Origin of the sequence: Escherichia sp. MOD1-EC5433, from assembly GCF_002966005.1 — a bacterium.
Classification (GTDB): domain Bacteria; phylum Pseudomonadota; class Gammaproteobacteria; order Enterobacterales; family Enterobacteriaceae; genus Escherichia; species Escherichia ruysiae.
Genome location: NZ_PTRL01000004.1, coordinates 128,477 through 140,590, shown reverse-complemented (window position 1 = coordinate 140,590; position 12,114 = coordinate 128,477). Strand labels below are relative to the sequence as shown.

Below are 12,114 nucleotides of genomic sequence, written 5' to 3'. Positions count from 1 at the left end.
ACTCAGGTAAAGAAATGAAAATGTTTTGAGTTAATTCTTAAGCTATGATACAAATCAGACGTGTACAACTACCGAGGACAATTATCATCCGCGATGACGAGAAGCAACACTGCGGATAATTGTAATATTATGGACAATTTGTTCAGGACGTTATTTTCTACATTTACTCATTTCCGTACCTCAACCACCATCTTGCTCGCAGGTGAGCAACACTGGCGCAACGCGCTTTAGTCCCTTCCTCTGCCAAAGCTGGCGCTCTGCGCTGGACTGAATACTTTTCTTTTGGTTTCGCTGAGTCGAGCGAACGTTAAAATAATTCTCTTGCAGGGGAAGGACGATGTATATTTATTGGGTTTTATTAGGTCTGGCTATTGCCACAGAAATTACCGGCACGCTGTCAATGAAATGGGCGAGCGTTAGTGAGGGAAACGGCGGTTTTATTTTAATGCTGGTGATGATTTCGCTGTCATATATATTTCTCTCTTTCGCCGTGAAAAAAATAGCACTTGGCGTGGCTTATGCTCTGTGGGAAGGCATCGGTATTTTATTTATAACGCTCTTTAGTGTTCTGTTATTCGACGAAAGTTTATCGCTGCTAAAAATTGCCGGGTTAACAACCCTGGTGGCTGGGATTGTGTTGATTAAATCGGGTACTCGCAAAGTGCGTAAATCCTCACTGGAGGTGAATCATGGCGCAGTTTGAATGGGTTCACGCCGCCTGGCTGGCACTGGCAATCGTGCTGGAAATTATTGCTAACGTCTTTTTGAAATTTTCTGACGGCTTTCGCCGTAAAGTCTATGGCTTGCTCTCACTGGCGGCGGTGCTTGCGGCCTTTAGCTCACTCTCCCAGGCAGTAAAGGGCATAGATTTGTCGGTAGCGTATGCGTTGTGGGGCGGGTTTGGTATTGCCGCCACGTTAGCCGCTGGCTGGATCTTGTTTGGTCAACGTTTAAATCGTAAAGGCTGGGTTGGTCTGGTCTTGCTGTTGGCTGGAATGATTATGGTGAAACTTGCATGATGAACACGCTGCCCGACAATGCGGGCAGCGTTTGAAATGTTATTGCCGGGTCAGTTCTTCTAGTTTGTCGCGAAAACCAGTGACAGAAATGGCCCGGTTATCAGCACGCCAGCGATCTTTCGCTGCAGGAGCTGAACTTTGCACCCCAATTAACTGCCAGCCGTCATCAGTATGAAGCATCAACGGCGAACCACTGTCACCCGGTAGGGTATCGCACTGGTGCGACATTACCGAGGTTTGCGCCCAGCCGGTTATTTCGCAATTTTGATGACTGTACAACGTATCGAGATGATCTTCAGGATATCCCGCCTGAGTCACTTTACGACCCGCTGCTTTTAATGCGGCGATAAGCGCGGTTTTATCTCCCTCAAATAACGGCAATGGCGTAATACCCGAAGGCGGATTGCGCAGCACAATCAAACCGAAATCCCACGGCGCGGCTGCGGGGGGAACAATCCAGCCATCCCCATCCGGCTTTAACCGCTTCCCTAGTGTCGGATCAACGCGGCCTTCGATGTCGTGGATCTCATAGCGCCAAAGACCTTTATTCGACACAAAACGCAGCGCAACTGCTTTATCCGCTTTACCCTTCGGCGGCGTTAATAAACAGTGTCCTGCCGTTAATGCCAGGTTCGGCGCAATTAGCGTCGCCGTACATAAATTGCCGCTGGCCGTTTCTAGTTGCCCAACCGCATCCCACGGCGATTGGCTCGTGTTATTTACTGATACACGATCATCATGACCAAAAAATAGGGTGCTGACCTCATTATTGGTCGATTTATGATCGTCCGGTTTATCCGCAAACACAAATGCAGATGTCAGACTAATTGCACCCAGCACTACAGCAATAGTTATACGCATATCATACTCTGGTGAGTAATTATGATTATTAAAAGCAAACCCTCATGAATACTATAGACGGGACGGGATGAAAGTGGGAGTAAAATCAGATAACTACGCTCAGAAAAGATAAAAACGGGTGGCAATCAGGGCACATAAAATAAGGATGATAAGAATGAACTCAAAGCGATAACGGCCCACCATAGTACCCTCCGCTAAAGGCGGTGTTAAACGTTATCCGTTTAACACCGTAATTTTCAGGCGCGAGGGGGCGCGCCATTATTGCTGCCGAAAACTTACGCGGCTGGTTGTACAACTGGTTTTGCAGATTGCTGCTGGCTGTGTTTTTTGCTGTGTTTTTTGGCTGCCTGTGCTTTTTGCTCAGGCGCTTTCTGTTCATTTTTCGCTTTTTTATGATGCTTTTTAGCCGCCTGCGCTTTTTGGGCAGGCGCCGCTTTATGCTGTTTTTTATGATGCGTTGCTTTTGCAGCCGCTGCTTTGGACACTGTAGCAGTCGGAGCAGGCGTGGTCGCAGTTTCTGCAGCAAATGCGACAGAAGAGAGACCCATAGTAGCGGCAACAACCAGAGCTAATACTTTTTTCATTGTCATACCCTCAATTTTGTTTTTTATGCAACCCCACTGCGGGGCCGATGTAATGACTATATCTCTGGAAATGACAGGCTTCCGTGAGTGGTTGGTTTCGGCATGTAACGATATGTACAAAGCGAATAGCGATGACGTGGGAAATAATAACGCATTGTGACGTAAGGAGAATTTCCCACCAATATAGGTAGTATTGAATAACTTAGCTTTTTCACTACCTATAAATCGGTAGAATCACTGTGTATTAGCAATAAATGACACACAGCAAAATGAATCCGCTAATTTGGGTATTTATTATCCTGATGACGTTAGATGCCCTGCGAGAAATGGCAGGCGCTTCGTCTGTTTTAGGGTGGTTATTAACGTTGAGTTGAGCAGGCAATAAGTCCGGACAGTAATTTAACACATCGTCCGGACTTATTTTTTTCAGGCGTGCAGGCGATGATGTAAACGTGTTCCGACCAGAATAGCGACCACCAGCATCAGGGCAATAAATGCACCGACACCGTTCCAGCCATAGTTATGCCAGAAGACGCCACCTAATGTACCGGCAATGCTTGAACCCAGGTAGTAACAGAACAGATACAGCGAGGAAGCCTGACCTTTGGCGCGTTTAGCACGAGGACCAATCCAGCTACTGGCGACAGAGTGAGCGGCAAAAAATCCGCTGGAGAAAAGCATCATACCGACAAAAATCAGCCACAGTGAGCTGAACAATGTCAGGATAAGACCAAAAAGCATAACACCTGTCGAAAATAACATCACCGGGCCACGACCGAAGCGGGTAGTCATGGTGCCTGCTTTTGGCGAACTCCAGGTGCCTGTCAAATAGACCAGCGATAATAACCCAACCACTGCCTGGCTAACATGCCATGGTGAAAGCATCAACCGATAGCCGATGTAATTAAACAGCGTTACGAATGAGCCCATCAGCAAAAAGCCTTCGACGAATAATAAGGGGAGTCCCCGATCGCGCCAGTGCAGACGGAAGTTAATAAACAGTGTTTTTGGGCGCAGCGAGGAAGGACGGAAATGACGTGATTCCGGGAGAATTTTCCAGAACATTAACGCCGAGGTTAGGGCGAAACAGCCGATAGCCGCCAGCGCAATTCGCCAGTTAAAGAAGTCAGTAAATACACCGCTGATTAAGCGCCCACTCATGCCGCCAATCGAGTTGCCGCTGATATACAGCCCCATTGAAAAGGCCACAAAACTGGGGTGGATCTCTTCGCTAAGGTAGGTCATGCCAACGGCAGCTACGCCACTTAACGACAGACCAATCAAGGCGCGCATAATCAAAATGCCGTGCCAGCTGGTCATCATTGTCGAAAGTAACGTACAGATGGAGGCCAACAGTAGCGCCGTCACCATCACTGGCTTGCGACCAATGGCATCGGATAGCGGGCCAGTAAACAGCAAACCGATAGCCAGCATCGCCGTTGAAATGGACAGTGAAATACTACTGTTAGCAGGCGTTAAGCCAAATTCTTGCGAAAGCACCGGAAGAATAGGCTGCACGCAATAGAGAAGCGCGAAGGTTGCCAGCCCGGCAGAGAATAGCGCCAGAGTGACACGCATAAATTGCGGTGTACCGCGTTTAATGAATTCGTTTGGCTGGGAAAGGGGTTGCTCGTCAGTGTCGCTTGCCGGAGCGCCATCAACAGTTGTAGTACGACTCACTTGAAATCCTTGCTAATTATGCCTGTGATGTGGGATCAGGAATAGAGTAGGAAAATCGAATTGTTATGTCTAATATATTAATAATCTCAAATAAGATGTTTAAAATATGAATATTGAATTGCGTCACCTCCGTTACTTTGTTGCCGTTGCGGAAGAGCTGCATTTTGGGCGCGCGGCTGCCCGCCTGAACATTTCGCAACCGCCGCTAAGTCAGCAGATTCAGGCTCTGGAGCAACAAATTGGCGCGCGACTGTTGGCACGAACCAACCGCAGCGTGCTGCTAACGGCAGCAGGAAAGCAGTTCCTTGCTGATAGTCGGCAAATTCTGTCTATGGTGGATGACGCAGCCTCTCGCGCTGAACGTCTGCATCAGGGAGAAGCGGGAGAGTTACGCATTGGCTTTACCTCGTCGGCACCCTTTATTCGCGCAGTGTCTGATACCTTATCCCTATTTCGGTGCGAATTTCCTGATGTCCATTTGCAGACGCGTGAGATGAATACTCGCGAGCAAATAGATCCTCTTACCGAAGGGACGCTCGATATGGGGTTGTTACGAAATACCGTGTTGCCGGAGACGCTGGATCACGCGGTAATCGTGCATGAACCGCTTATGGCAATGATCCCGCACGATCATCCTTTGGCAAATAAACCGAAGGTAACGCTGGCGGAACTGGCAAAAGAACCGTTTGTTTTTTTTGATCCACACGTAGGGACGGGGCTGTATGACGACATTATTGGCCTGATGCGGCGTTATAATCTGACTCCGGTCATCACCCAAGAAGTGGGCGAGGCGATGACTATCATCGGTCTGGTTTCCGCCGGTCTTGGTGTTTCGATTTTGCCCGCCTCTTTTAAACGTGTCCAACTCAATGAAATGCGCTGGTTACCTATTGCTGAAGAGGATGCGGTTTCTGAAATGTGGCTGGTTTGGCCAAAGCATCGTGAACAAAGCCCGGCAGCACGAAACTTTCGTATTCAGCTGATGAATGCACTCCGGTGAGGGAAATTTCAGCAAAAAAAACCGAAAAATGTGCTGTTAATCACATGACGAAGTAAAAATTTGACGACGCATATTGAAGTACTTCACCATAACCTACAGATTATTTCGGAGCGCGAAAATATAGGGAGTATGCGGTGGTTGCTGAAAACCAGCCTGGGCACATTGATCAAATAAAGCAGACCAACGCGGGCGCGGTTTACCGCCTGATTGATCAGCTTGGGCCAGTTTCGCGTATCGATCTTTCCCGGCTGGCGCAACTGGCGCCAGCCAGTATCACCAAAATTGTCCGCGAAATGCTCGAAGCGCACCTGGTGCAAGAGCTGGAAATTAAAGAAGCGGGAAACCGTGGGCGTCCGGCGGTGGGGCTGGTGGTAGAAACAGAAGCCTGGCACTATCTTTCTTTGCGCATTAGTCGCGGGGAGATTTTTCTTGCCCTGCGCGACCTGAGCAGCAAGCTGGTGGTGGAAGACTCACTGGAGTTGGCGCTTCAGGACGAATTGCCACTGCTGGATCGCATAATTACTCATATTGATCAGTTTTTTATCCGCCATCAGAAAAAACTCGAGCGTCTGACATCTATTGCCATTACGTTGCCGGGAATTATTGATACGGAAAATGGCATTGTGCATCGTATGCCGTTCTATGAGGACGTAAAAGAGATGCCGCTCGGCGAAGTACTGGAGCAGCATACCGGTGTACCGGTTTATATTCAGCATGATATTAGTGCATGGACGATGGCTGAGGCTCTGTTTGGCGCATCACGCGGAGCGCGCGATGTGATTCAGGTGGTGATTGATCACAACGTGGGTGCGGGTGTGATTACCGATGGCCATTTGTTACACGCGGGAAGCAGTAGCCTTGTGGAGATTGGTCACACTCAGGTCGATCCCTATGGGAAACGCTGCTATTGCGGTAACCACGGCTGCCTGGAAACCATCGCTAGTGTTGATAGTATTCTTGAGCTTGCACAATTACGGTTGAATCAATCTATGAGTTCTATGTTACATGGGCAGCCATTAACCGTGGATTCATTGTGCCTGGCTGCGTTGCAGGGCGATCTGCTGGCAAAAGATATTATTACTGGCGTGGGGACGCACGTCGGGCGCATTCTTGCCATCATGGTGAATTTATTCAACCCACAAAAAATACTGATTGGTTCGCCGCTAAGTAAGGCTGCAGAGATCCTGTTCCCTGTAATTTCTGACAGTATCCGTCAGCAGGCGCTTCCAGCCTACAGCCAGCACATTAGCGTCGAGAGCACCCAGTTCTCTAATCAGGGGACGATGGCGGGGGCGGCGTTGGTAAAAGACGCGATGTATAACGGTTCTTTGTTGATTCGTCTGTTGCAGGGTTAACATTTTTTAACTGTTCTACCAAAATTTGCGCTATCTCAAATTGGGCCAGGAACGCATAACTTAGACTTCCAAAGTTGAATTATTTTCCTGGCTTATATTTGTGAAGCATAACGGTGGAGTTAGTGATGCTGAAGCGTTTCTTTATAACAGGTACAGACACTTCTGTGGGGAAAACGGTGGTTTCCCGCGCATTGCTACAAGCGTTAGCCTCCCAGGGAAAAACGGTTGCGGGGTATAAACCCGTGGCGAAGGGGAGCAAAGAGACACCTGATGGGCTACGTAATAAAGATGCCCTGGTGTTGCAGAGTGTTTCATCAATTGAACTGCCTTATGAAGCAGTCAATCCCATAGCGTTAAGCGAAGAAGAAAGCAGTGTGGCGCACAGTTGCCCGATCAATTACACCCTCATTTCAAATGGTCTGGCTAATCTGACTGATAAAGTCGACCATGTGGTTGTTGAAGGTACTGGCGGCTGGCGTAGCCTGATGAATGACCTGCGTCCGCTCTCTGAATGGGTGGTTCAGGAGCAGCTACCCGTGTTGATGGTGGTAGGTATTCAGGAAGGCTGTATTAACCATGCGCTTCTGACCGCACAGGCGATTGCAAACGACGGACTGCCGCTGATTGGCTGGGTGGCTAACCGTATCAACCCAGGGTTAGCACACTACGCTGAAATCATTGATGTATTGGGTAAAAAACTCCCGGCGCCGCTTATTGGTGAGCTTCCTTATCTGCCTCGCGCAGAACAGCGAGAACTGGGGCAATATATCCGTTTATCCATGCTGCGCAGTGTGCTGGCGGTAGATAGAGTCACGATGTAACGTCCGCGACATTACTGACGCAATCACACAAGCAATCAATAAACCGGGGAGTAGCTGATACTCCCCGGTCATTTCACATATCATCAGTGTCGACATAATGGGCGCATGTGTGGTCGCAGCCAGAAGTGTTGCCATCCCGGTTAACCCAAGTAAAAGCGTAATTTCTTCGCTGCCAGTAAACCATAACCCCAGGCTCCGGCCATACAACATGCCAATTGCCAGTCCGATAAATAGCGTCGGCGTAAACACCCCCCCAGGTGCGCCGGAACCACTACTGGCCAGCACGGCAACTAGCTTGCAGAGGAAGATCCCTGCAATGACCATAAACAGTGGCGGGGCAGTTAAAAAGGATTGCACCGTACTATAGCCGTTGCCCCACACGGCAGGAGTGAGCAGGGAAAGCAGACCCACGATCAAACCACCCAATGCCAGTTGCCAGGGCGGCGCAAGTTTAAGATTAACAAAACCCCGATGACTGGCGTTCATTAGCTTTAAAAACAATGGACCGCACAAGCCCATCAACACGCCCGTACTGATAATCAGTGCATAGTCGCGAGTCTGAACTATCACAGAGAGTTGCACGCTGTAGAGCAAAGCATTGCTGTGATTAAGAAGATTGCTAATAAGCAATGCCACTACGGCAGAGATCACTACTGGTCCGAGGGAGGCCAGCATCATGGTGCCAAACAAGACTTCGGCAATAAATAAACTCCCGGCAAGTGGGGCGCGATAGGCTGCTGCCATTCCCGCAGCCGCGCCACAGGCAATCCACAATTTCCACTCTTCACGTGGGGTAAAACGTTGGGCAAACCAGGAGGCAGCAAGTGCCGCCAACAGGATCATCGCACCTTCACGACCAATGGCGCTGCCGCTGGTCACCACCAGCAAAGAAGCGAAGGATTTAATCAGACTGGTGGCGTAATCAAACTGCCCATCGGTTTGTAACGCCTCCATATAATCGGTAGGTGCATGGGGGCGTTGCTGAGAGAGTTTCTGCCAGACCATCAGCAATAAACCTGCCGCCAGTCCGCCGAGCGCCGGCGTTAGCAGTCGTCGCCACGGAGAAAGGTTCGTTGCTGCATTGACCAGACTGCCGGAGTCGTTATTGAGGAACAGCCACTCCAGTAGCAGCATCGCATGACGAAACCCTGCAACGGCAAAGGCCGCCAGAATGCCTACGACCATTGCGATAAGCAGGCGGCGAAACATGGTGCGCAGATCCGGGTAGATGTGTAGATGTTGCATGAGCAGAAATGGCAAATTAAACACGGGGCTCTATTTTGCGGGAAAAGAGACCTGGTGCAAAAGCTGTGCGTGCTGTATGTGGAATTAAACGTGACGTTGTCACTTATTGGATTTGAAAGGCGTGCAGTTTACGCCTTTCGATAATACTAAGGATTATTCAGCGAAACAGGGGTTTTACCGCGACAGGGATCAGCAACTGTGACTGCCATTGTGTCAGCGTTAAACGAGCCAGCTCACCGAGCGCGCGATAAAAAGAGTGTTCCGCCTTTTCGATAAACACTTCAAGAAAACGCGTGGACCACGGTAAAAGATGCCAGGCCAACAACTCTTCACACTCGGTCTGACGACCATTCTCTGCCAGCCATGCTGCCATCAACAGCAGCGAACCAAAATGATCTTCTGGTTCGTTTTGTTTCATTTCAAACTGAATGCCTTTTTCGCGCATCCATTGACGAAGCGCCAAAGTAGAATCGCCAAACAGCACCGATTCGCGATCCAGCCAGACAGATCCCCATGGAGGAGAGGGTAACGCCCACGGCCCGACAAATAATCGTTGCCATGCCTGACTACGCGACTCTTCACATTCTTCCTTAAAAGCCGTTGCCAGCGGCGCTAATGACGTTTGTGATAAAGGCCACTGGGTGACCCAATCGTCACTGGTTAGCGCAGAAACCAGTGGAGAGGCTTCTTTACTCTCAGGAGCGTAATAAAACAGCGCGCCCAGCACGCGCGCTGCGACAGAAAAATTATCTTGTTGTGAGAAATGCGTCATTCCTATCATCCTGAAACGTGCGGTTTACCCCGCACCAATTTGTTAACCTGCGATGGTCATTCCGAGCATTATGTGCAGGCCATAAACGAGCGCACGCCCGATCATCTCAGCAGGTATCCCGGCTAGCGGGCACAGCCAGCGCATAACAATACCACACGGCAGGCCTGATATGTGCGTAAGCATCGTATCAGGCAGCCTCAGGTTTATTAATGCGATTCAGCAGGCTCATTATCATGGGTTGGCTGGGGGTGGGCAGAAACATTACCGCTGGTGGTGCGAGTGTAGAGAATTTTATGCGTGTCGTTAGCGCAATGCCCGACGACCTGTGAATCAGGCTGGTCGACCTGATCATTTGGCACAATACTTAAAGTGAAGCCACTTTCTGGTACGCCGTTATTGATAATGCGCTGTGAAATATCACTTTTTATGCGCTCACATGAATCCGACGCGGCGAGCACTGTGGATGAGGCCAGGGTGAGCAGAAGTGCGGCACTGCAGGCTAAGATTTTCATCATTGGCTCCTTACATGAATATTACTAACTAAGCATAGCATTTCACGTGTAAATTACTGTATTTACTACTATGATTGAGAATCATCTCTACTGTCTGGTGATTGATGTGAATTACAAATTACTGCCATGTTTACTCGCGATAATACTCACAGGATGTGACCGCACAGAGGTAACACTTTCATTTACGCCAGAAATGGCCAGTTTCTCTAATGAATTTGATTTTGATCCGCTGCGTGGACCGGTTAAAGATTTCACTCAGACGTTAATGAATGAGCAAGGGGAAGTGACGAAACGTGTTTCGGGGAATTTATCGGAAGAAGGCTGTTTTGATTCCCTCGAATTACTGGATCTGGAGAATAATACCGTGGTTGCCCTGGTGTTGGATGCAAATTATTACCGGGATGCACAGACACTGGAGAAAAGAGTACGTCTACAGGGAAAATGCCAGTTAGCAGAATTACCTTCTGCCGGGGTAAGTTGGGAAACTGACGATAATGGCTTCGTGGTTAAGGCCAGCAGCAAACAGATGCAGATGGAATATCGCTATGATGATCAGGGTTATCCGCTGGGGAAAACGACGAAAAGTAACGACAAAACGTTATCTGTCAGCGCCACTCCATCAACGGACCCGATCAAAAAACTGGATTACACGGCAATTACTTTACTGAATAATCAACAGGTTGGTAATGTCAAACAGACTTGTGAATATGACAGCCACGCGAATCCAGTGGACTGCCAATTAATCATTGTGGATGAGGGAGTAAAACCCGCCGTCGAACGGGTTTACACCATCAAAAATACCATTGATTATTATTAATACTATTGCGCGGTTGGTTTTAGTAGAGTCTGCCCTTGCGTTTTATGTTCCGCCAGATACTGATGCTGGAATATGCACATGCGAATAGCATTGCGATATTGACCGTTAATAAAGAATTCATGCATCAGTTCACCTTCGACCGTAAAACCGAGCTTACGATAAATATGAATCGCTTTCTCATTCTCTTTATCGACAATCAGATAAAGCTTATAGAGATTAAGAACAGTGAAACCATAATCCATCGCTAATTTCGCGGCGCGGGTTGCCAGACCTTTACCCTGGTATTCCGGGGAGATGATTATCTGAAATTCTGCGCGGCGATGGACGTGGTTAATTTCTACCAGTTCCACCAGACCTGCCTTTTCGCCATCGCATTCCACGACGAAACGACGTTCACTCTGATCGTGAATATGCTTATCGTACAGATCAGAGAGTTCAACAAAGGCTTCGTACGGCTCCTCAAACCAGTAACGCATCACGCTGGCGTTATTGTCGAGTTGATGTACATAGCGTAAATCTTCACGCTCCAGCGGACGTAGCTTAACACTGTGGGCGCTAGTCATAACGTGTCCTTACATTCCTTATATCAATAACAGGTTAGGGGATGATTACGCGACCAGTACGACGGTCCAGGCAGCGTAAAGTATTCGGCTCCCAGTAGGCATTAATATTGGCACTCTGCTCGCATTTATCGCGGCTATCAAATGCGGCGTCAGCTTTATCCCATTCTTTCTCGGTGCGTTTGTTGATTTTTTGACGCAGATTACGCGTGTCATTCCATTGCTCTTTTTCCATTGCTGCCTGCTGGCGACTCTGTGCGCTGTCGCCAGATTCAATCACCAGTTTGTTGGTTTCTGCATGGGTAGTTGCGCTAAATGCCAGTGCGCAAGGCAGCAGAAAAGCGAGCAGGCTGAGTTTTTTGCAGAGAGTGATATTCATGATTCATTCCTTACATGAATGGTTAAGGGCGATTTTACACGATCCACTGTGAACGCGAAACGTACCAGAAGGATGTCTATGTTGATGATATTATGTCGCCCTATAAATATACATGATGTCAATGAGTGACAAAGATGATTAAAACAACGTTACTGTTTTTTGCTACCGCTTTGTGTGAAATCATTGGTTGTTTTTTGCCCTGGCTGTGGCTGAAACGGAATGCCAGTATCTGGTTGTTGGTTCCAGCGGGGATTTCTCTGGCGCTTTTCGTCTGGCTGTTAACGTTGCATCCGGCAGCAAGTGGGCGAGTTTATGCAGCGTATGGCGGTGTTTATGTCTGTACGGCGCTCCTGTGGCTGCGGGTGGTAGATGGGGTGAAGCTCAGTCTCTACGACTGGACGGGAGCGATAATTGCGCTTTGCGGCATGTTGATTATTGTTGCTGGCTGGGGACGCACCTGACTTTTCTGATATGATTAATTATTTTTTATCAATAAGATACGCACTAGT

General features: G+C 48.6%; 18 protein-coding genes. 9 read left to right on the top strand and 9 right to left on the bottom strand.

Annotation, left to right across the window (positions count from 1 at the left end; all coding sequences use genetic code 11):
• Positions 1 to 60: 60 nt before the first annotated feature.
• The 3 genes from C3D30_RS20835 (at position 61) to mdtI (ending at position 1,019) form a co-directional block, all read left to right on the top strand.
• A complete protein-coding gene (locus C3D30_RS20835; RefSeq protein WP_085948676.1) occupies positions 61 to 231 on the top strand; it encodes a protein YdgV in 171 nt (56 codons plus the stop codon).
• A gap of 106 nt (positions 232 to 337) precedes the next feature.
• A complete protein-coding gene (gene mdtJ, locus C3D30_RS09870; protein WP_000276159.1) occupies positions 338 to 703 on the top strand; it encodes a multidrug/spermidine efflux SMR transporter subunit MdtJ in 366 nt (121 codons plus the stop codon).
• A complete protein-coding gene (gene mdtI, locus C3D30_RS09865) occupies positions 690 to 1,019 on the top strand; it encodes a multidrug/spermidine efflux SMR transporter subunit MdtI (RefSeq protein WP_000046658.1) in 330 nt (109 codons plus the stop codon). The genes mdtJ and mdtI overlap by 14 nt, the downstream gene beginning before the upstream one ends.
• Positions 1,020 to 1,058: 39 nt before the next feature.
• Here the strand turns inward: mdtI and C3D30_RS09860 are convergent, their stop codons facing one another.
• The 3 genes from C3D30_RS09860 to asr all read right to left on the bottom strand — a co-directional run bounded on the left by C3D30_RS09860 (position 1,059) and on the right by asr (position 2,464).
• Positions 1,059 to 1,880, bottom strand: a complete 822-nt coding sequence (locus C3D30_RS09860; RefSeq protein WP_001223110.1) for a trypsin-like serine peptidase — start codon at positions 1,878 to 1,880, stop codon at positions 1,059 to 1,061.
• 99 nt (positions 1,881 to 1,979) lie between these two features.
• A complete protein-coding gene (gene ydgU / locus C3D30_RS09855) occupies positions 1,980 to 2,063 on the bottom strand; it encodes a small membrane protein YdgU (RefSeq protein WP_000233091.1) in 84 nt (27 codons plus the stop codon).
• 92 nt (positions 2,064 to 2,155) lie between these two features.
• Entirely contained in the window at positions 2,156 to 2,464 is a 309-nt protein-coding gene (asr, locus tag C3D30_RS09850; RefSeq protein WP_016158226.1) for an acid resistance repetitive basic protein Asr, read from the bottom strand.
• Between the two features lie 254 nt (positions 2,465 to 2,718).
• Here asr and C3D30_RS20775 point away from each other — a divergent pair, with 254 nt between their 5' ends.
• Positions 2,719 to 2,838 (top strand): KPN_01571 family protein, encoded by a 120-nt coding sequence (locus tag C3D30_RS20775; RefSeq protein ID WP_353616340.1) that lies wholly within the window; start codon positions 2,719 to 2,721, stop codon positions 2,836 to 2,838.
• A gap of 52 nt (positions 2,839 to 2,890) precedes the next feature.
• On the opposite strand, the gene ynfM is transcribed toward C3D30_RS20775, so the two are convergent.
• Positions 2,891 to 4,144 carry a multidrug efflux MFS transporter YnfM/SxtP(Kp) gene (gene ynfM / locus C3D30_RS09845; RefSeq protein WP_105284848.1) on the bottom strand — a complete coding sequence of 418 codons (1,254 nt, stop codon included), beginning with the start codon at positions 4,142 to 4,144 and terminating at the stop codon, positions 2,891 to 2,893.
• Positions 4,145 to 4,250: 106 nt separating this feature from the next.
• On the opposite strand from ynfM, the gene ynfL reads away from it, so the two are divergent.
• The 3 genes from ynfL (at position 4,251) to bioD (ending at position 7,320) form a co-directional block, all read left to right on the top strand.
• The gene (gene ynfL, locus C3D30_RS09840) at positions 4,251 to 5,144 is read left to right on the top strand and encodes a multidrug efflux transcriptional activator YnfL/SxtR(Kp) (protein WP_001019552.1); all 894 of its coding nucleotides are present in this window, start codon (positions 4,251 to 4,253) and stop codon (positions 5,142 to 5,144) included.
• Positions 5,145 to 5,278: 134 nt separating this feature from the next.
• Positions 5,279 to 6,499 carry a sugar metabolism global transcriptional regulator Mlc gene (mlc, locus tag C3D30_RS09835; protein WP_000225256.1) on the top strand — a complete coding sequence of 407 codons (1,221 nt, stop codon included), beginning with the start codon at positions 5,279 to 5,281 and terminating at the stop codon, positions 6,497 to 6,499.
• A 125-nt stretch (positions 6,500 to 6,624) separates the two neighbouring features.
• Entirely contained in the window at positions 6,625 to 7,320 is a 696-nt protein-coding gene (gene bioD / locus C3D30_RS09830; RefSeq protein ID WP_000919217.1) for a dethiobiotin synthase, read from the top strand.
• Here the strand turns inward: bioD and clcB are convergent.
• From clcB to C3D30_RS09815, 3 genes are all read right to left on the bottom strand, one after another.
• Complete coding sequence (gene clcB, locus C3D30_RS09825; protein ID WP_105284874.1) at positions 7,273 to 8,565, bottom strand: voltage-gated ClC-type chloride channel ClcB; 1,293 nt, start codon at positions 8,563 to 8,565, stop codon at positions 7,273 to 7,275. The two genes, bioD and clcB, sit on opposite strands and share 48 nt — an antisense overlap.
• Before the next feature lie 157 nt (positions 8,566 to 8,722).
• Complete coding sequence (dmsD, locus tag C3D30_RS09820; protein ID WP_000148721.1) at positions 8,723 to 9,337, bottom strand: Tat proofreading chaperone DmsD; 615 nt, start codon at positions 9,335 to 9,337, stop codon at positions 8,723 to 8,725.
• A gap of 206 nt (positions 9,338 to 9,543) precedes the next feature.
• Positions 9,544 to 9,849: a DUF1161 domain-containing protein gene (locus C3D30_RS09815; protein ID WP_000696054.1), complete on the bottom strand. Its 306-nt coding sequence runs from the start codon at positions 9,847 to 9,849 to the stop codon at positions 9,544 to 9,546.
• Positions 9,850 to 9,955: 106 nt separating this feature from the next.
• On the opposite strand from C3D30_RS09815, the gene C3D30_RS09810 reads away from it, so the two are divergent.
• Complete coding sequence (locus C3D30_RS09810; protein ID WP_077629247.1) at positions 9,956 to 10,666, top strand: YnfC family lipoprotein; 711 nt, start codon at positions 9,956 to 9,958, stop codon at positions 10,664 to 10,666.
• A 2-nt stretch (positions 10,667 to 10,668) separates the two neighbouring features.
• Here C3D30_RS09810 and speG read toward each other — a convergent pair whose 3' ends face one another.
• Together speG and C3D30_RS09800 are read right to left on the bottom strand one after the other, a co-directional pair.
• The gene (speG, locus tag C3D30_RS09805; protein ID WP_000199501.1) at positions 10,669 to 11,229 is read right to left on the bottom strand and encodes a spermidine N1-acetyltransferase; all 561 of its coding nucleotides are present in this window, start codon (positions 11,227 to 11,229) and stop codon (positions 10,669 to 10,671) included.
• Between the two features lie 34 nt (positions 11,230 to 11,263).
• Positions 11,264 to 11,605: a DUF1283 family protein gene (locus C3D30_RS09800; RefSeq protein ID WP_001027859.1), complete on the bottom strand. Its 342-nt coding sequence runs from the start codon at positions 11,603 to 11,605 to the stop codon at positions 11,264 to 11,266.
• Between the two features lie 134 nt (positions 11,606 to 11,739).
• On the opposite strand from C3D30_RS09800, the gene C3D30_RS09795 reads away from it, so the two are divergent.
• Positions 11,740 to 12,066, top strand: coding sequence for a YnfA family protein (locus C3D30_RS09795; protein ID WP_105284851.1), 327 nt, complete (start codon positions 11,740 to 11,742; stop codon positions 12,064 to 12,066).
• The last annotated feature ends 48 nt before the right edge of the window (positions 12,067 to 12,114 follow it).